Origin of the sequence: Telluribacter sp. (assembly GCF_035998675.1) — a bacterium.
Classification (GTDB): Bacteria; Bacteroidota; Bacteroidia; order Cytophagales; family Spirosomataceae; genus Telluribacter.
In genome coordinates, this window is the sequence record NZ_DASYHI010000019.1 from 296,113 (window position 1) to 313,851 (window position 17,739).

General features: G+C 52.2%; 13 protein-coding genes. 9 read left to right on the forward strand and 4 right to left on the reverse strand.

Translation table 11 applies throughout. The annotated features are described in order from the left end of the window. Positions 1-65 precede the first annotated feature (65 nt). Both VGN67_RS13555 and VGN67_RS13560 read left to right on the forward strand, forming a co-directional pair. Positions 66-2,321 carry an ATP-dependent helicase gene (locus tag VGN67_RS13555; protein WP_327487380.1) on the forward strand — a complete coding sequence of 752 codons (2,256 nt, stop codon included), beginning with the start codon at positions 66-68 and terminating at the stop codon, positions 2,319-2,321. A 77-nt stretch (positions 2,322-2,398) separates the two neighbouring features. Beyond that, positions 2,399-3,895: a DUF4301 family protein gene (locus tag VGN67_RS13560; RefSeq protein ID WP_327487381.1), complete on the forward strand. Its 1,497-nt coding sequence runs from the start codon at positions 2,399-2,401 to the stop codon at positions 3,893-3,895. Positions 3,896-4,014: 119 nt separating this feature from the next. Here the strand turns inward: VGN67_RS13560 and VGN67_RS13565 are convergent, their stop codons facing one another. Then, positions 4,015-5,829: a glycosyltransferase gene (locus VGN67_RS13565; protein ID WP_327487382.1), complete on the reverse strand. Its 1,815-nt coding sequence runs from the start codon at positions 5,827-5,829 to the stop codon at positions 4,015-4,017. A 274-nt stretch (positions 5,830-6,103) separates the two neighbouring features. Here VGN67_RS13565 and VGN67_RS13570 point away from each other — a divergent pair, with 274 nt between their 5' ends. From VGN67_RS13570 to VGN67_RS13580, 3 genes are all read left to right on the forward strand, one after another. Further along, positions 6,104-7,627: a glycoside hydrolase family 10 protein gene (locus tag VGN67_RS13570; protein ID WP_327487383.1), complete on the forward strand. Its 1,524-nt coding sequence runs from the start codon at positions 6,104-6,106 to the stop codon at positions 7,625-7,627. A gap of 44 nt (positions 7,628-7,671) precedes the next feature. Beyond that, positions 7,672-8,205 (forward strand): DinB family protein, encoded by a 534-nt coding sequence (locus VGN67_RS13575; protein ID WP_327487384.1) that lies wholly within the window; start codon positions 7,672-7,674, stop codon positions 8,203-8,205. Between the two features lie 76 nt (positions 8,206-8,281). Continuing rightward, entirely contained in the window at positions 8,282-8,836 is a 555-nt protein-coding gene (locus VGN67_RS13580; RefSeq protein ID WP_327487385.1) for a DUF4142 domain-containing protein, read from the forward strand. Between the two features lie 60 nt (positions 8,837-8,896). Here the strand turns inward: VGN67_RS13580 and VGN67_RS13585 are convergent, their stop codons facing one another. After that, positions 8,897-10,132: a 4-hydroxy-3-methylbut-2-enyl diphosphate reductase gene (locus VGN67_RS13585; protein ID WP_327487386.1), complete on the reverse strand. Its 1,236-nt coding sequence runs from the start codon at positions 10,130-10,132 to the stop codon at positions 8,897-8,899. A 189-nt stretch (positions 10,133-10,321) separates the two neighbouring features. Between VGN67_RS13585 and VGN67_RS13590 the strand changes: the two genes are divergently transcribed. From VGN67_RS13590 to VGN67_RS13600, 3 genes are all read left to right on the forward strand, one after another. Further along, positions 10,322-10,879, forward strand: a complete 558-nt coding sequence (locus VGN67_RS13590) for an RNA polymerase sigma factor (protein WP_327487387.1) — start codon at positions 10,322-10,324, stop codon at positions 10,877-10,879. A gap of 165 nt (positions 10,880-11,044) precedes the next feature. Then, the gene (locus VGN67_RS13595) at positions 11,045-11,638 is read left to right on the forward strand and encodes a hypothetical protein (protein ID WP_327487388.1); all 594 of its coding nucleotides are present in this window, start codon (positions 11,045-11,047) and stop codon (positions 11,636-11,638) included. Continuing rightward, positions 11,610-12,767 (forward strand): hypothetical protein, encoded by a 1,158-nt coding sequence (locus VGN67_RS13600; RefSeq protein WP_327487389.1) that lies wholly within the window; start codon positions 11,610-11,612, stop codon positions 12,765-12,767. The genes VGN67_RS13595 and VGN67_RS13600 overlap by 29 nt, the downstream gene beginning before the upstream one ends. A 94-nt stretch (positions 12,768-12,861) precedes the next feature. On the opposite strand, the gene purU is transcribed toward VGN67_RS13600, so the two are convergent. Then, positions 12,862-13,695 carry a formyltetrahydrofolate deformylase gene (gene purU, locus VGN67_RS13605; RefSeq protein ID WP_327487390.1) on the reverse strand — a complete coding sequence of 278 codons (834 nt, stop codon included), beginning with the start codon at positions 13,693-13,695 and terminating at the stop codon, positions 12,862-12,864. Positions 13,696-13,803: 108 nt separating this feature from the next. On the opposite strand from purU, the gene VGN67_RS13610 reads away from it, so the two are divergent. After that, complete coding sequence (locus VGN67_RS13610) at positions 13,804-14,766, forward strand: N(4)-(beta-N-acetylglucosaminyl)-L-asparaginase (protein ID WP_327487391.1); 963 nt, start codon at positions 13,804-13,806, stop codon at positions 14,764-14,766. Positions 14,767-14,861: 95 nt separating this feature from the next. Here VGN67_RS13610 and VGN67_RS13615 read toward each other — a convergent pair whose 3' ends face one another. Next, positions 14,862-17,693, reverse strand: coding sequence for a family 16 glycoside hydrolase (locus tag VGN67_RS13615; RefSeq protein ID WP_327487393.1), 2,832 nt, complete (start codon positions 17,691-17,693; stop codon positions 14,862-14,864). Positions 17,694-17,739: the final 46 nt, after the last annotated feature.

The following is a 17,739-nucleotide window of genomic DNA, read 5'->3' on the forward strand; positions in this document are numbered from 1 at the left end:
TCTTTGGTTTTTCCTAACTTTGGGCCTTACTACTTTACGAAGACTACGGAAACGAGGAGAAACTTATGAATGATTATTTGTCGAGTCTGAACGAGCCCCAGCGCCAGGCCGTTACCCACGGCGACGGTCCGCTGATGATTATTGCCGGGGCCGGATCGGGCAAAACACGCGTACTGACTTATAGAATAGCCTACCTGATAGAAAACGGGGTGGATCCGTTCCGGATTCTTTCCCTGACCTTTACTAATAAGGCCTCCGCCGAAATGCGGCAGCGTATCGAAAAAGCGGTTGGCTACGAGGCCCGCAATATCTGGATGGGTACCTTCCACGCGGTATTTGCCAAGATACTGCGCATCGAGGCCCGCTACCTGGGCTACACCAGCGACTTTTCTATTTACGACACCGACGACTCCAAGTCGCTGCTGCGCTCTATTATAAAGGAGTTCGGGCTGGACGACAAGACCTATAAGGCCAATGTGATATTTAACAGGATATCGGGTGCCAAGAACCGGCTCGTGTCGGCTGACGACTACCTCAACAACGCCATCATCAGGGCCGACGACGACGCGGCCCGCATGCCCGAGATTGGTCGGCTCTACAAAGCGTACGTCACACGCTGCTTCCAGGCCAACGCCATGGACTTCGACGACCTGCTGTTCAACACCAATATACTTTTCCGAGACTTCCCCGAAGTACTTCATAAGTACCAGCACAAGTTTCAGCACGTGATGGTGGATGAGTTTCAGGATACCAACGTGTCGCAGTACCTTATTACGCGCAAACTGTCGGCGGTACACCGTAATATATGTGTTGTGGGCGACGATGCCCAGAGTATCTACGCCTTCCGGGGGGCTAACATCGAGAACATCCTGAACTTTGAAAAGGACTTTCCAGATGTACGTACCATCAAGCTCGAGCAGAACTATCGCTCCACCCAGACCATCGTCAACGTTGCCAACTCCATTATAGAACGGAACAAGGCGCAGCTGAAAAAGAATGTCTTCACCGAAAACGACGAAGGTACCCTCATTGAAGTCATCAAGGCTAACTCCGACAACGAGGAAGGCCGACTGATTGCTACCTCTATCTTCGAAGAGAAGATGCAGCACAGCCTGCACAATACCAACTTCGCTATTCTGTACCGTACCAATGCCCAGTCGCGGGCCTTCGAGGAAGCTCTTCGCAAGCTGGGCATCAAGTACCGTATTGTGGGTGGGCTTTCTTTTTACCAGCGCAAAGAAATTAAGGACCTGCTGGCATATCTGCGTTTCACGGTGAACCAGCAGGACGAGGAAGCCTTCAAGCGGATTATCAACCTACCTAAGCGGGGCATTGGCGACACAACCGTTGCCAAAATCACCGTAACGGCGGCCGAACGCCAGGTACCTATCTGGGAGGTAGTTGCTAACATTCACCAGTACGTAGGTGGGCGCTCCGCTTCGCCCATTGAGCAGTTTTCCACCCTTATCAAAAGTTTTAAGCTGCTGATAGAACAGGGCAAAGATGCCTACGAAGTAGCTTCACACATTGCCAAAACCTCGGGCCTGCTGCGGGAGCTGTACGAAGACAAAACCGTGGAGGGGCTGTCGCGCTACGAAAACGTACAGGAATTGCTCAACGCTATTAAGGAATACGTTGATAACGCCGAAACGGACGATAAATCGCTGAGCTCTTTCCTGCAGTCGGTGTCGCTGCTGACCAATGCCGACGAGCCCGACGACGATGGCGACAACGACCGCGTAACGATGATGACTATCCACTCGGCCAAGGGTCTGGAGTTCCGGAACGTGTACGTAGTAGGGATGGAAGAAGACCTGTTTCCCAGCCAGATGATGCTCGAAAGCCGGCAGGACCTGGAAGAGGAGCGGCGGCTGTTTTACGTAGCCATTACCCGGGCCGAACAAAAGCTTACTTTTTCCTACGCCGAAAGCCGCTACCAGTGGGGCCGCCTGAAAATGTGTGAACCCAGCCGTTTCCTGATGGAGGTAGACCAGCGCTTCCTCAATGCCTCCAAAACCACCCGCAACCTGGCCGAGCGCGAAACCTCGCCCACGCCCATGGGTTTCCTCAAGAACCTGACCCAGCGCCCAGCCGCCTCAAAACCTGCCGCCGCCAGCAATCATGTACCTTCCTCTGACTTTACCCCCAGCGATACCTCCGGCCTGGCCGAAGGGCAGCGGGTGGAGCATCCGAAGTTTGGCTTTGGGGTAGTAAGCAAAGTAGACATAAACGGTACCGACCGCAAAGCCGTGGTTAAATTTGACAGCGTCGGGGAAAAGACACTGCTGTTGAGTTTTGCCAAGCTTAAGATTTTAAATTAATCTCCTCAATTTCCTATATTTTCAAAACCTAAACCTTTACACTATACTTCCTATCCTAGAAACCTACTTACACGACTATGTTCAATGACAATGACCTAACCCAAATAAAAGCGCGTGGCAGCGATGTTGCGCTGGTAGAAGAACAAATCAAGTACTTTATAGATGGCTTTCCTTTTTTGCCGCTTGCGAAGGCAGCTACGGTTGGGGAGGGGATTATCCGGCTGTCGGACGAGCAGATTCAGCAGCTAACGGCCGATTACGACCAAAGTGCCGCCGAAGGAGAAATAAGCCTCCTGAAATTTGTACCTGCCTCAGGAGCTGCTACCCGTATGTTCAAGTCGCTGTTTGCTTTTCTGGAAGAAGGTAAAAGTGATAAGTCCGTGGAAGAATTTTTTGACCGCCTCTCCGACTTCGCTTTTTATGAGGACCTGCAGGAAGCCCTCGCCTCCGACGACCTCGATATAAGTACCGCCGACCGTACCACCATAGCTGATTACTTCCTGACCGACAAAGGACTGGGGTATGGTACCCTGCCCAAGGGCTTGCTTGAGTTTCACCGCTACCCTAACGGCTCCCGCACCCCGCTGGAAGAGCACCTGGTAGAGGGCGCCCTGTATGCCAACGCCGGTGGCCGCGTACAGCTGCACTTTACGGTATCGCCGGAGCACCGCGATAAATTCGAAAAACTGTTGGTGGAAGTACTTCCTGCCTACGAAAGCCAGTTTGGGGTGAAGTACTACGTGTCTTTCTCGGAGCAAAAAGCGTCAACGGATACCATTGCCGTTAATATGGATAATACCCCCTTCCGCGAAAAAGACGGGGGGCTGTTGTTCCGGCCGGCCGGGCACGGTGCGCTACTCGAAAACCTGGCGGGGCTGGACGCGGATGTCATATTTACCAAAAACATTGACAACGTAGTACCTGACCGCCTGAAAGATACCACCGTCACCTACAAGAAAGCCCTGGCCGGGGTACTTCTGAGTTATCAGAAACAAATATTCAGCTACCTGCAGAAACTTGAAAAAGGCCCTGACAGCGCGCTGCTGGACGAGCTGGACCAGTTTTTCCGGCAGGAGCTATCCGTACGCCCTCCTCAAAAGTTCAATAGCTGGACCGACGAAGAGAAAACGGCTTATTTTCTTAAAAAACTGGACCGTCCGCTGCGGGTATGTGGCATGGTGAAAAACGAAGGCGAACCCGGCGGTGGCCCCTTCTGGGCCGACAACACCGACGGCTCGGCTTCCTTACAGATTGTGGAGTCGGCGCAGGTTGACATGGAAGATGAGGCGCAGAAAGCTACTTTCAAGAATGCTACCCACTTCAACCCCGTAGACCTGGTGTGCGCCATGAAAAACCGCCACGGCCAAAGCTATGACCTGCGCCAGTTCCGCGACCCAATGACCGGTTTTGTATCCAACAAATCCAAAGATGGTAAGGAGCTGAAAGCGCAGGAGCTGCCCGGCCTCTGGAATGGCTCCATGGCCAACTGGAATACGTTATTCGTAGAGGTACCTCTTGTTACATTCAACCCGGTAAAAACGGTCAACGACCTGTTGCGGGAGCAGCACCAGTAAGGTACCCCTGTAAGTACCTATAATATAAGTACCTATAATTAAAGAAGCGGAAGATGGCCCCCTGGAGCTGTCTTCCGCTTCTTTGTTTATTCGGCTTTACCTATTCATTACTAACACTCTCATGGCTTTTTGCGCTTGATGGCCAGGTCATGGGCTGTATCATAGTAGGAACGCAGGTTGGTCCAGTCAAAAATATCCGAAATATTCTCCACCCGGTTACGCTGCATGATGCGGTCGCGGCGCTGCATTCTCACAAATTTGAAAAGGATATCCGCCATCTGGTCGGCGGCCTGGGAGAAGTTCTGCGATTTACGATTAATAACGTAGATACCCCGGTTTTCAAAGTCGCGCATGATCTGCATGATATAGTCACCAAAGCCGGACAGGTCGCTGGTTACGGTAGGTACCCCGCGTACGATACATTCCAGCGGCGTGTAGCCCCAGGGCTCGTAGTAGCTGGGGAATACCCCCAGGTGGCAGCCCCGCACAAACTGACCGTAGTCCAAACCAAACAAGGGATTGGTAGAGGAGATAAAATCAGGGTGGTACACTATCTTGACCCGGTCGCGCTCGTTGTTGACCAGGTTGGCCTTGCGGCAGAAATCCGTAATGCCGTCGTCCTGCTTCAGATCGTGCGTTACAAAGGCTGGAAGCCGCTCGGTTTTCCAGGTCTGGATGGTGCGGCGCAGGCGCAGGCGCCAGTACTCGTCCACAAAGTTGTTCAGGTCGGGCATTTTGTGGTCACTTCCCGCCGCGGTGGCCAGAAACAGCCGCTCTCCTACCTGTTTTTCTATGGCGGTACAAGTTTCCTGAAGCTCATCCAGTACCGCCCTTGACTGCAGTACATCCGCGTTGATGGAGTGGTAAGGCTGCTTGGTGACGATAAACATCACAACTGTCATATCCATATTGGCCTGGACCATTTTCCAGTTTAAGCGCGCGAGCGCCTCCAGCGTAAGATCGTAGCCTTTGTTGCTATACTCAAAACGCCCCGATGTAAAGAAGTACAGGGTTTTATCGAGGTCAAAAGAATAGCTGGGAAAGAAGTGGCCCAGCACAAATTCATGGATTTGCTCCTTAAACTTGACGTGCAGGTTCTGAAACTCGTGTACCGCCGAAAAACGTGTAACGTTCAGTCCGTTGGGAGTAACCAAGTCCGGCATCCGGCCCAGAAATACCTCACACTCGCGGGCGGTAACGTCGCTTACCGTAGTAAGTACATGGGCGTTCTGAGCAGCCAGCCGCTCTATGGTAGCCTGGGTTTCGATGCCATAGTTGCGGGCTTCGTGCTCCCAGTCAAAAAAAGGCAGTTTGTTGTAAAAGCCCTCTACACTTTGGGCCAGGTACCTGCCCAGCATGGTAGCGTGGGTGGTAAAAGTGGTTGCTATCTTTACATTATCGCGGCGCAGGTCGGGCAGACCACTGCCGGCCATCCACTCATGAAACTGTACCACAATTTCTGATTTCCGGGCATTCTCAGCGGCAAATTCTGTCAGGTACACCCGAACGGCCTCCCCAAACAGCAGTACCTGGTTAACCAGTTCCTCGACATTCAGGGTAGATATCCGGTGGTTTTCCCACAGCTCGTACTTGATCTTGTCCAGCTGGGGAGCCATACTCATGATATCAAACAGGATAACCCGGGGCTTACCCGTTACGAGCCAGTAGCCGTAGTGCACAGTATAGCCCAGTTCGCGCATGCGCCGCACCGTGCGCCCGGCGGGTGAGTCGTCCAGATCAGATATAGGCTCAAATTCAGAAGCGGCTTTTTGAGAAAAATAAGGGCCAAGCAGGAAATAGTCTTCCCCCCACTTCTCTACCATAGCCGGTACTTTAGTGCGAATAACTGTATAGATGCCCCCTACCTGGTTACAAACTTCCCAGGCAGCTTCAAATAGTAAAGCATTCTTTGTCGTTTTTACGTATGGTTCCAAAATATAGTATGAGTTTAATCCAGCTATGGTTTCGAATGAAAGGTACTATTTTTCATTAAAACCACAAAAGCTCCTGCTTTATACCCAACAAATGCGACAAACTTAACGGGTAGTACTCCCTGGTACAGCCCTCCGTTTAATATATGTAGCGCTGCCGGGCCAAGATTTGCGTTAAAATTCTTTACTTTGAAAATAGGAAACTAACTTTCTCTGGTCTGCTTTTGTGAAAAATTCCCGTACCATAGCCCTCTGCCTATTAATTTGTACTGTTTTGATGGCTTCCTGCCAGGCCCAATCTTCCGTGTCGGACCTGCCTGACCCTCCCCCGCCCAAGCGTGAGTTCAGGGCGGTATGGATTGCTACCGTAGACAATATAGACTGGCCCAGCCGTAAAAATATGGAGCCGGGAGAACAAAGACAGGAGTTTGCCGAGCTACTGGATTTTCACCGGCAGAACGGTATCAATTCGGTGTTTGTGCAGGTACGTGCCGCCGGAGACGCTTTCTACGCCAAAAGTCCGGAACCCTGGTCGGAGTGGCTGACGGGACAGCAGGGACGCGCTCCCCAGCCCTTTTATGATCCGCTCGAATACATGATAGAGGCCTCCCACCAGCGGGGGCTTGAGTTTCACGCCTGGCTTAATCTAAACCGTCTGGTACACAAGTCATCCACCAGCGTTTCGACCCAGAACATCAGCCATACCCACCCCAGCTGGATCCTGACCTACGACGGGGCCAAGCTCTTTAATTTTGGATTACCCGAAGTACGCCAGTTTATCACGGACCTGACGGTGAATATTGCCAAAAACTACGATATAGACGGTATTCACTTCGACGATTACTTTTATCCCTACGCGGTACGGGGCCAAACTTTACAGGACGACGCCACTTTCAAAAAATACGGGGAAGGATTTTTTAACAAAGCTGAATGGCGACGCCACAACATTGACCTGCTCGTTAAGCAGATCCACGATGCGCTGACGGAGGTAAATCCGCGCTTGAAGTTTGGTATCAGTCCGTTTGGTGTGTGGCGCAACCGAAGCTCTACGCCCGACGGCTCCAATACCTACGGCGGTCTGGCTTCCTACGACGACCTTTTTGCCGACACCCGCAAGTGGATAAAGGAAGGATGGATCGACTATATAGCCCCGCAGGTATACTTCTCGTCGGGGTTTAACAAAGTACCTTACAAAAACCTGGTAGACTGGTGGATGGAAAATCGCTTTGACCGGCACCTGTACATTGGGCAGGGAGCCTACCGCGCCGGTTTCAAAGATCAGGACAAGACCTGGGCCAATCCGCGCGAAATACCCAGTCAGGTACGGTACCTGCGCGAGCAGGGGGCCGAAGGCAGTATCTTTTTTAGCTCCCGCTCCATGCGGGCCAATAACCTGGGCTTTGTGGACTCCCTCCGTCAGGACTTCTACCGCTACCCGGCCCTGATACCTACCATGCCCTGGAAAGATAATACACCACCCCTGGCACCCCAGAACCTGAAGGGTATCCTCCATCCGCGGGGCGTGGAGCTACTGTGGGAAGCCCCCGAACCTGCCCAGGACGGCGACAGGGCCTGGTACTACGTCATTTACCGCTTTGATCCAGACGATACTCCCACTCCCCGCGACCCCCGTCGTATTGTGGGGATGTGTCACAAAGGAGAGCGTTTTTTGGATACTACCATACTACCCGGCCGTAAGTACGTGTACTACGTTACGGCCGTGGACCGCCTCCACAACGAAGGTCGCCCTATTGGCCCGTTGCGAATTATGATGAATGATAAGCGATTAGAGCAGTTTTAGCCGGTGAGTTTTATTAAACAACTTTGTTAACTACGAATTAACCAATGACCCTCCCTGAAATTCAGCAAAGCCTGGAAACTACCATTAACGGCTATATCACCGCCCTTGACCGCTATACCGATGAGCAATTTGCGGCCAAACCATCCGAAGAAACCTGGTCGCTGGCGCAGATGTACGAGCACCTGTACCTGGCTACTACCTACTTCTTCCTGGCCAATGCCAAACGCTGTACCGAAAAACGCAAGGGACAGGAAGGCGGCGAACTCAACGAGCACGGCCACAATCTCTTTAAGTACAATAGTTTCCCACCCATGAAGCTCCGCCCGCCCGCGGAGGTTCAGGCACCCGAGCCGGTGGGGCGTACCCGGGATGAGTACCGAAGGCTGTTTCCCCAGTTAATCCAAAGCATGGAAGCGATTCAGGAAGCCGTAGCCGCCGACGACGGTACTTACAAAGCCCTGCAGCCCGCCTTTGGCTGGCTCACGGCCCGGCAGTGGTGTCACGTGGGCGAAATGCACCTGCGTCACCACCTGCGTCAGCAAAAAGAGCTGGAAGCCTGGCTGGCAACCAAACTTTGAAATGAGCTAAGGACTGGCATAGATATTTAGTTTAGTATCGGTAATTAACACCAACCATCTAAAACCTAAAATTTCTATGAAAAAGTTAGCTTACAATTTTATGCTCGCGGCTTCCCTTTTTGCAGCAGTAGCCTGTAACACCAAGGAGGATAGCACAGAAACAGCCGAAGACCAAAACGAGGAAACACTCCGTAGCTCCATGGAGGAAGATGCGGAGTTTGCCGTAGCCGCTGCCGATGGGGGCATGTTTGAAGTGCAAATGGGAGAACTCGCCCAGAGAAGCGGTACATCGCCCCAGGTAAAAGAGTTCGGTAAAATGATGGTAACGGACCATGGTAAAGCCAACGAAGAGCTTAAGAAGTTAGCCCAGCAAAAAAATATTACACTTCCTACTACATTAAGCCAAGACAAACAGGACAAATACAATAATCTGGCTAAGAAAACCGGAAGAGACTTTGATCGTGCATACGCCGACCTGATGGTAAGTGACCACAAGGAAGATATTGAAGAATTTAGGGAAACGGCAGAAGATGGTAAGGATGCAGAGCTGAAATCCTGGGCAGCCAGCAAAGTACCTGCTCTGGAAATGCACCTGGAAAGAGCGCAGGCTATGCAGAATGCGGTAAAGTAATAACAACACATTAGTACAACAAAGGCAGCCTGGTACCTCTACCGAGCTGCCTTTGCTGTACTAATGTACTTCCTGATATATCTCCATGACCTCCTCTACCGGACGGGTACCTTCGTAGAAGGACAGCAGCCGCGTCAGGATACCTTCCACGACGGCATCGGGGCAGGAGGCCCCGCAGGTAAGCATAATGGTAACGGGAGTACGGTCGGGCAGGTAGTTGCCGGTCACTACTTCTTCTTTTTTATGCATATCAAAGTGCCGGATCAGCTGGCGGTCCAGTAGCTTATCGGCCGACGAAATAAAATAGGTAGGTAGTTTCTCTTCGCAGAGCTCCACCAGGTGGGAGGTATTGGAGCTGTTGTAGCCCCCGGCCACTATGACCAGGTCAGCCGGATGCGTCAGGAGCGCGTAGGTAGCATCCTGATTGTCGTTGGTAGCGTAGCAGAGGGTATCGCGGGTATTGGCAAAGCGTTCATCCACCTGCCCGGGCGTCAGCTGGTAGTGCTGAATCATAAGTTGCTTGAGATAGTCGGCAATACCCTGCGTATCCGAAGCCAGCATGGTAGTCTGGTTCACAACGCCGATGCGCCGCAGGTCGCGCTCCGGATCAAAGCCTTCGGAGTACTGCCCCTTAAATTCCTCGTAAAACTGTTCTGCCCGACCTTCGCCCGTCATGTAAGTACCCAGCCGCCGGGCCTGGGCCAGATCTTTGACCACTACGGTGGGGGCTCCTTCCTTGCTGTGCGAGAAAGTAGCGCGGGTTTCTTCGTGGGTGGGCTTGCCGTGTACTACTACCGTGTACTGCTTCTCACCAATCTGAGCGGCCCGGTTCCATACCTTCTCCACAAAAGGACAAGTGGTATCGTACTGGTAGGCGTTAATTCCCAGTTCCGTCAGCTTGGCCTGTATTTCCACGGTAGTACCAAAGGCAGGTACTATGACAATGTCATCCGGCGTGAGTTCGTCCCAGGAAATGAGCTGATTGCCTTTGGTATCCAGAATAAACCGAACGCCCCGGTCCAGCAGGTCGCGGTTTACATCGGGGTTGTGAATCATTTCGCTCAGCAGGAAAATCCGCTTGCCAATGTTTTCGGAAATAGCTTTGTAGGCGATATCAATGGCGTTCTCGACCCCGTAGCAAAAGCCGAAATGCCGGGCAATCAGAAACCTGACCGGACCAAAATCCAGTACCGTAGGGGTAAAGTCCCGCTTCAGCTTGTCTTTGCGGCGGCGGTATTCTTTTATGGGGCCAATGATCCGGCTTCGGTAAAAATCCGGTATATTGAAGGTCTTCATGAAAGTTGTTCTCTTTTATGAGGGCAAAGGTACTCAAGCTATTGAAACAACAACTACCCCGAAAGCTTTGTTCGTTACTGATACAGAATGTTGTTACAACCACTATCTTAAAAAAATTCTACTCCGGATGCAACACCGGATCGCTGCTAGGTGTCTTTGATTCAGAACGTTCAACTATTATCCTTCTGCTTGGAAACAAAACTTTACACCGACCGGCATGTCGACTTGGTGGAGCGCTGTAAGCAGGGCGAAAGAAAAGCCCAGTACGAGCTGTACAAGCATTACTCCAAAGCGATGTATAACATCTGCTTTAGGATGCTCAACCATGTGGGTGAAGCCGAGGATGCCCTGCAGGAGGCTTTTGTGGATGCGTTCACGCATATTCATCAGTTCAGGCAGCAGTCTACATTCGGGGCGTGGCTGAAGCAGATTGTGGTCAACAAGGCAATTAATCAGCTTCGGAGTCGTAAGGTACAGTGGGTAGAGATTGATGAATGGCAGGAGGCCGAAGAAGCCAACAGCCCGTCGGAAGAAATATCCTACCTGGAGGAGGACCAGTCGTACGAAGTGGAACGTATTCGCTGCGCTATGAAAAACCTTCCCGAAGGGTATCGCGTGGTACTTAGCCTGTACCTGTTTGAAGGCTACGACCACGAGGAGATCGGTGAAGTACTGGGCATCAGCGAAACCACTTCCCGAACCCAATACATGCGGGCCAAACGACGACTACTGGAATTGATGAAGTAATGATGTGAAGGGAGGACGGGTACGAAAGCAGGAAGGGAATTTGGGAACTATTAAGTTTACAATGTCGAATAAAAGCATATTGCTTACAGCATACAGCCTGAAGCTTAGTACCACTAAACCTGTATACTATTTGATAATTATTTTACTAATTAATCTGATAATACCATGAGAAAGCCTTCTGATAAGAAAGATCGGCTGGAGCGGTTTGTGCGGGATAATCGTGAGGCGTTTGACAGCGACGAGCCGAGCGACGAATTGTGGGCGCGTATTGAGGAGCAATTTGGGGAAGCCCCCAAAACCAGCCCCACAAAACGGCTGCATTGGTGGGGTAAAGCCTACCTCGACTGGCGCATAGCCGCCGGCATAGTAATGGCCCTGGGCATGTCCTATGTCTACCACCTCAATAACCAATACGGAGTCACGCGTGATCCCAAAGTAGCCCTGGCCGTACCTACCTACGCCCGGGAGTTCAATAACTACACCCTGGCTATTGACGAAAAGCGCAACGAGCTTATCCGGCTTACTACGGATAATCCCGAATTGTACAAGGAGTTCTCGTCGGACCTGGACCGGCTGGAACGCAACTACCAGAACCTGCGGTCGGAGCTACCCAAAGCTCCCAACCAGGAAGCGCTTATCCAGGCCATGATACAAAACTTACAGCTGCAGCTCGATCTGCTCAATCAACAACTAACAATTCTTCAACGAATTAAAGAGGCCGATAAAAGCCATGAAAAAGATAATAGTACCATTATTTAGTCTGCTGGCGCTGATTCAGGTAATCAACGTACAGGCTGGGCCACATCTGGCCGCGCCACGCCTGGCTGGGCCACATCTGGCTGGGCCACATCTGGCCGCGCCACTCCTGGCCGGTACCTGGGATAATGAAGACGAGGCTAACCTGGTCGAAAAGCGCAAAACCATCGTGAAAGTATTTGATGTAAGTACCAAAGAGCAACTCATGGTCGACAACCAGTTTGGCCAGGTTAAGGTCAATCTGTGGGACAAAAAAGACATCCGGGTGGATGTGGTTATTACGGCCAATGCCCCCACCGACCAGCGCGCCCAGGAGTACCTTAGTTCGGTAACTATTGATGAAAAACGAGAGGGGCACCAAATCATTCTTCGTACTGCTATTAACCGGGAGCATTTTGCCACCAACAACTGGAACGCCTGGAAGAGTACCGGCAGAAGCAGCGTCACCGACAAAAATTATATCCAGATTGACTATACCATCAACATGCCCAAAAGCAACGCCCTGGTGGTACGTAACAAGTTTGGTGATACCAGTATTCCGGTTTTTCACGCCCAGCTCAGTGTAGACTCCCAACATGGCAACTTCTATGCCACAGCTCTGGAAAACGCCCAAAATGCAATTCAGGTTGCTTTTGGTAATGCCGAGATCGGAACGATGAAGGGTGGTAAGCTGGAAGTACGCTTTGGTGATCTGCTGCTGGACCGCGCCACTACGCTGGTGCTGATCAACAAGTCGGGTAAACTGAATATAGGCGAGGTGGATCGGTTGAATGCGGACATTGATTACTCAGGTGCCAGCATAGGTACCCTAAATGAATCCTGTAAAGTACGGCTGAGCTACTCGGGAAATTTCCGCATCAGCCAATTACCACAGACCGTCGAAAACGTGGATATACAAGCCGCTTACTCGTCGGTAACGCTGCCCGCCGAATCCAATAACTTTGACGTAACGGTCACGCACGGAAGCTTTAGCTACCCTTCCAACGTAAAGGTACTTTTTACGAATCAGCCGGGGCAGGAACAAAAAGCCACCCGTACCAGCACCCGATCCTACGAAGGCAAGGTAGGCTCCGGTAGCGGCACCCGGATTAAAGTTATTTCAAGATTCGGTGACGTGAGTCTGAAAGATTAGTTTCCCGCTCCATTTTTTTCCTTTATACCATTTCGTTCATAGTCCTGCGGCTCCGGTCGCAGGGCTTTTTTTGGGCCGGAAATAAAGGTAGGTATCAGAGTATAATGGTACGGTTGCTATAAATAAATACCCGGTCATTAAAAACCAGCTTCAGCGCCTTGGACAACACCGACTTCTCTGTATCGCGTCCCAGCGTAGCCATGTCCGTGGCCTTTTGGCGGTGGTCCACCTCTTTAACATCCTGCGCAATGATAGGCCCTTCGTCCAGGTCATTGTTCACGAAGTGGGCCGTAGCCCCGATAATCTTGACGCCCCGCTCGTAGGCCTGCCGGTAGGGATTGGCCCCCACAAAAGCCGGTAGAAACGAATGGTGAATGTTGATGATCCGGTTAGGATAATGTTTGACAAAATCGGACGTAAGTACCCGCATGTACTTGGCCAGCACTACGTACTCGGGCTGGTAAATATCCAGCGTCCGCAGTATCGCCTCCTCGTGCTCCTCGCGGCTTTTGTGTTCGTGCGAAATATAATGGAACGGTATCCCGAACTTGCTCACCAGAGGCTGCAGTACATTGTAGTTGCTCACTACGGCCTGTATGGTCGCATCCAGCTCGTCAAAAGCGTAACGGATCAGCAGCTCGCCCAGGCAGTGGTGCTCTTTGGTCACCATCAAAACCACATCCTTTTTCTTTTTGGGGTTTATCCGCAGGTTTATCCCCCCAGGAAGTTCGCTGCGAAGTACCTCCAGCAACTGTTCTGAATGGGCTTCCCCCTCAAACTCGGTCCGCATAAAGAAGTAGCCCGAAGGACTTACGTATTCATCATTCCGGATAATATTCAGGTTATGCTCAAACAGCACGCGGGTTACGTGGTAGATCAACCCCTTGTGGTCGGGACCATCCATCAGCAGGATATGGCGGTTATTCATCAGGATTTTTAATATATTGCTCTTACATTCCCTGCCGCAACCGTAGGGAACTCCAAAGTTACGTATGTTTCAAATTAAAGTACTTATCGCGTATCACCTACCTTTTTTATGCTGAATCGTCGTGAATTTCTACAGGCTGGCGGAGCCGCCCTGCTCTCCCCTACCCTAACCGAAGCTCTGCCTATAGCCGAGGGCGGAGGTCTGCCCATGGCCATTTGTACCTGGGACCGCCTTAAGGCTAACGAAGCGGCTAAGGCCGTACTCGAAAAGAAGGGACGCGCACTGGATGCCGTCGAAGCGGGTGTAAAAGTACAGGAAGCCGACCCCAACGACACCAGCGTAGGCTACGGCGGCCTGCCCGACCGCGACGGCCACGTGACCCTCGACGCCTGTATCATGGACGAAAAAGGCAACGCCGGAGCGGTTACCTACCTGGAACATATCATGCACCCCATATCCGTAGCCCGGCTGGTGATGGAAAAGACGCCGCACGTGATGCTGAGTGGTGCCGGTGCCCTGCGATTCGCCTTAGCCAATGGCTTTAAAAAGACCAATCTGCTGACGCCCCAATCCGAAAAGATCTGGAAAGAGTGGCTCAAAACGGCTAAATACAAACCCATTGTGAACGTAGAGCGGCACGATACCATCGGGATGCTGGTCCTCGACGCCCAGGGCGATATGTCAGGAGCCTGTACTACGAGTGGCATGGCTTTCAAGCTGAACGGCCGCGTGGGCGACTCGCCCATTATCGGGGCGGGGCTGTACGTTGACAACGAGGTAGGCGGGGCTTGCGCCACGGGCGTAGGTGAATTTGTGATGCGGACACTGGGCTCATTTCTGCTGGTTGAACTCATGCGACAGGGACGTACTCCCCAGCAGGCCTGCGAAGAAGCCATCGGACGCATTGTGAAAGGTAAAACCAAAGATGATTTCCGGGACTTTCAGGTAGGGTACCTGGCCGTCAATAAAAAGGGCGAATACGGCGCGTACAGCATTCAGCAGGGCTTCAACTTCGCCCTCTACCAGAACGGACAGAACCGTGTCATCGAATCAGACTACTGGCTGAAGTAACTTTTTCGGCCGAACATTAATGTTATCTGCATTTACTTAATAATACCTGTTTTTCAATCAAATTAACCAGTAGCGCTTATTTCCTGAATCTTTTTTCAGAGCTGCCGGATCCTGATATTCTTCCACTTCATCAGGTAGGGACCTTTGCCTTCTATGCCGTGCATCTGTAAGCCAATAAATCCTTCGGGATTGGTCTTGTAAATGGCCTCATTAGTGAGGTCTTCAATCGGCTGACCATTCAGCCAGGTTTGTATGCGCGGGCCTTTGGCCACGATACGTAGCTTGTTCCAGCCCTCGTTGTTCAGGTAGTGGTGGCCGTTCTGAATTTTGTCGGGCGAGGAGAGCCAGCCCGTTCCCAGCGCCTCTCCGTAGATGAGCCCCGTTGTTGGGGTACCCGGGCGGTGATTCCGCTGCATTTCCACCTGCGGACCATACACTCTTCCAGCCCGCTGATCATGGCCTTTGCCTGCCGTTACCGGCTTTACCCGGGTCCGGATCTGAATACCCGAGTTAGTCACACTATCGACCATCACGTCCAGCTCGAGCTCAAAGTCACTGAACTTTTGCCGGCTACTCAGGAAAGAATTGGGGCTGCCTTCCTTCGTCCGCCCTACGATGGCTCCGTCTTCCACGGCAAAGGTATGGGTGCCATTGAGCTGCACCCAGCCGTTCAGGGTTGCGCCGTCAAAGAGATCAACCCAGCCCGTTTCCGCCTTTTTTTGTTCCGGCTGTTGCTTATTTTTTGAATCCGGCAGGGCGAAGGCTATGATGGAATCGCCGTACCTGGTGCCGTTTTTACCTCCGCCTCCGGCGGCTATCACCACGTACTGCTTGCCGTCGATCATGTACACGCTCGGGGTAGCATAGCCCCCGGCGGGCAACTGGTACTCCCACAGTACTTCGCCCGTATGCGTACTAAACGCCCGGATCTTTTCATCGGGGGTACCCGCTATAAATACCACATCTCCGGCCGTGGCAACGGGCCCGCCAAAGTTTTTTGAGCCGGTATTCCGGATGCCTTTGGCTACCAGCTCGGGATATTCGCCCAAAGGTACCTTCCACAGAATATCACCCGTTGCCAGATCAATGGCGTTGAGGGTACCCCAGGGCGGCGAAATGGCCGGTACGCCGTAGGGGTCCAGAAAGAAGGGGGCCTCGTTGGCATAGCGTACCCGCCCGCCAGCCACCTCTGTTAGCTTTATTTCGCCGGGCCGGCTCTTTAAAAAAGCGACCAGATCATTTACCTGCGCCTCGCTGAACTGGGGGAATGCCGGCATCATACCGCGCCCTGCGTGCAGTACGGTACGAATCTGAGCGCTGTTTAGTTTCAGGGCGGCGAGTGGTGGATAAGCCGGTAGGTTGCCCTGCCGGTCAACTCCGTGGCAGGACGTGCAGTTTTTGTTATAGATCATAGCTCCACGCTCGCCGGGCGTAGCCAGAGCCCTGTTTTCTGTATCCTGATAAGGTACCAACTGGTTGATAGTAGGCGCTTCATTGACGTTGATGTACAACCGGTTGGTGTAGGGGTCATACGAGCCACCTCCCCACTCCATGCCGCCCTGATGCCCCGGTAGCGTGATGGTACCCTGCTGGGAAGCGGGCGTGAATAAAAATCCGGTTTTGTATTTTCGGAATTGTTTCAAAGCCGAAGCGCGGGATTCGGGGGTAATATTGGTCAGGTCCGCCTCCGTTAGGATCAATCGGTTGAGTGGTGCTGGTTTCAGGGGGAATGGCTGGGTGGGCCAGGCTTCCTCGCCCGGCACATCCGAGGGCGGCACGGGCATCTCTACTACCGGAAACAAGGGTTCGCCCGTGTCCCGGTCCAGTACAAAGGTGAGGCCCATTTTAGTAAACTGAACTACCGCATCCCGGGTTTTCCCTTTGGAGCTGATGGTGGTCAGCATAGGCGCCGGAGGATTGTCGTAATCAAAAATATCGTGGTGGATGGTCTGGTAGTGCCACTTGCGCTTGCCGGTAGTCGCATCCAGGGCCAGCACGCAGTTACTAAACAAGTTGGCTCCTTTGCGCTCTCCTCCGTAGATAAAGTCGGCGGCGGCTGATCCGGTGGCACAGAAAACCCACCCCCTTTCTTCATCCAGCGAAAAACCTCCCCAGGGATTGGCCCCGCCGTAGGTCACGCCCTCCACCCGCTTCCAGGTATCATAGCCAAACTCGCCCTTTTGTGGTATGGTGTGGAAGATCCACTTAAATTCTCCGGTTTCAGTATCATAGGCGCGGATATCTCCCGGCGACGAATCTTCTCCTTCGGGTACCCGCGAGCCTACGATCAGGAAGTTTTTGTACACGATGCCGGGCGTAGTGACCTCAATGGCGGCCTGGGACGGATCAACCGGCAGATTTTTACGTAAATCAATAAAACCTTTTTCCCCGAACGACTCGATTAGAGCGCCCGTTTTGGCGTCCAGGGCATACACCCGGTCCTTCACAAAGTTAAAGATTCGCTGCTTCTGACCCGAAGCGTCCTCCCAGTAGGTAACGCCGCGGCTGCGCCCGCGGAAGTCTTTTTTGTCCTCACTATATTTAGCCGGATCGAACACCCACACCTGCTTCCCGGTGACCGCGTTCAGGGCAACGGCATGCAGCTTGGGGGTGGTGAAGTACATCAGGCCATTCACGATAATGGGGTTGCTGTACATGGAAGGTCCCTTAGGGTCGCCGGTATGGTACTCCCAGGCCTTCTCCAGCTGGTGCACATTGGTAGCGTTGATCTGCGCCAGCTCGGCGTACTGATTGGCTTTTTTATCTCCCCGGTAGATGGCCCAATCCGTAAAGTTGTCATACTTGTCCTTTGGGCCGCTTTTGGGAATAGAATCTAGCCCAACAACACCGGATAGAGGTACCGGGGCCTTATCAGTATATAGGTGCAGAAAAGGAAGAAGCAAAAAGAGGTACGCAAATGGTTTCATGTAATTCTATTTCAGTAATCAATCAGAGAAAAGTTGAGTAATGTGG

Excerpts from the sequence above, each read along its gene's own strand:
- VGN67_RS13555 (WP_327487380.1), top strand. The coding sequence starts at position 66 with ATGAATGATTATTTGTCGAGTCTGAACGAGCCCCAGCGCCAGGCCGTT.
- VGN67_RS13560 (WP_327487381.1), top strand. The coding sequence starts at position 2,399 with ATGTTCAATGACAATGACCTAACCCAAATAAAAGCGCGTGGCAGCGAT.
- VGN67_RS13570 (WP_327487383.1), top strand. The coding sequence starts at position 6,104 with ATGGCTTCCTGCCAGGCCCAATCTTCCGTGTCGGACCTGCCTGACCCT.
- VGN67_RS13575 (WP_327487384.1), top strand. The coding sequence starts at position 7,672 with ATGACCCTCCCTGAAATTCAGCAAAGCCTGGAAACTACCATTAACGGC.
- VGN67_RS13580 (WP_327487385.1), top strand. The coding sequence starts at position 8,282 with ATGAAAAAGTTAGCTTACAATTTTATGCTCGCGGCTTCCCTTTTTGCA.
- VGN67_RS13585 (WP_327487386.1), bottom strand. The coding sequence starts at position 10,132 with ATGAAGACCTTCAATATACCGGATTTTTACCGAAGCCGGATCATTGGC.
- VGN67_RS13595 (WP_327487388.1), top strand. The coding sequence starts at position 11,045 with ATGAGAAAGCCTTCTGATAAGAAAGATCGGCTGGAGCGGTTTGTGCGG.
- VGN67_RS13600 (WP_327487389.1), top strand. The coding sequence starts at position 11,610 with ATGAAAAAGATAATAGTACCATTATTTAGTCTGCTGGCGCTGATTCAG.
- purU (WP_327487390.1), bottom strand. The coding sequence starts at position 13,695 with ATGAATAACCGCCATATCCTGCTGATGGATGGTCCCGACCACAAGGGG.
- VGN67_RS13610 (WP_327487391.1), top strand. The coding sequence starts at position 13,804 with ATGCTGAATCGTCGTGAATTTCTACAGGCTGGCGGAGCCGCCCTGCTC.
- VGN67_RS13615 (WP_327487393.1), bottom strand. The coding sequence starts at position 17,693 with ATGAAACCATTTGCGTACCTCTTTTTGCTTCTTCCTTTTCTGCACCTA.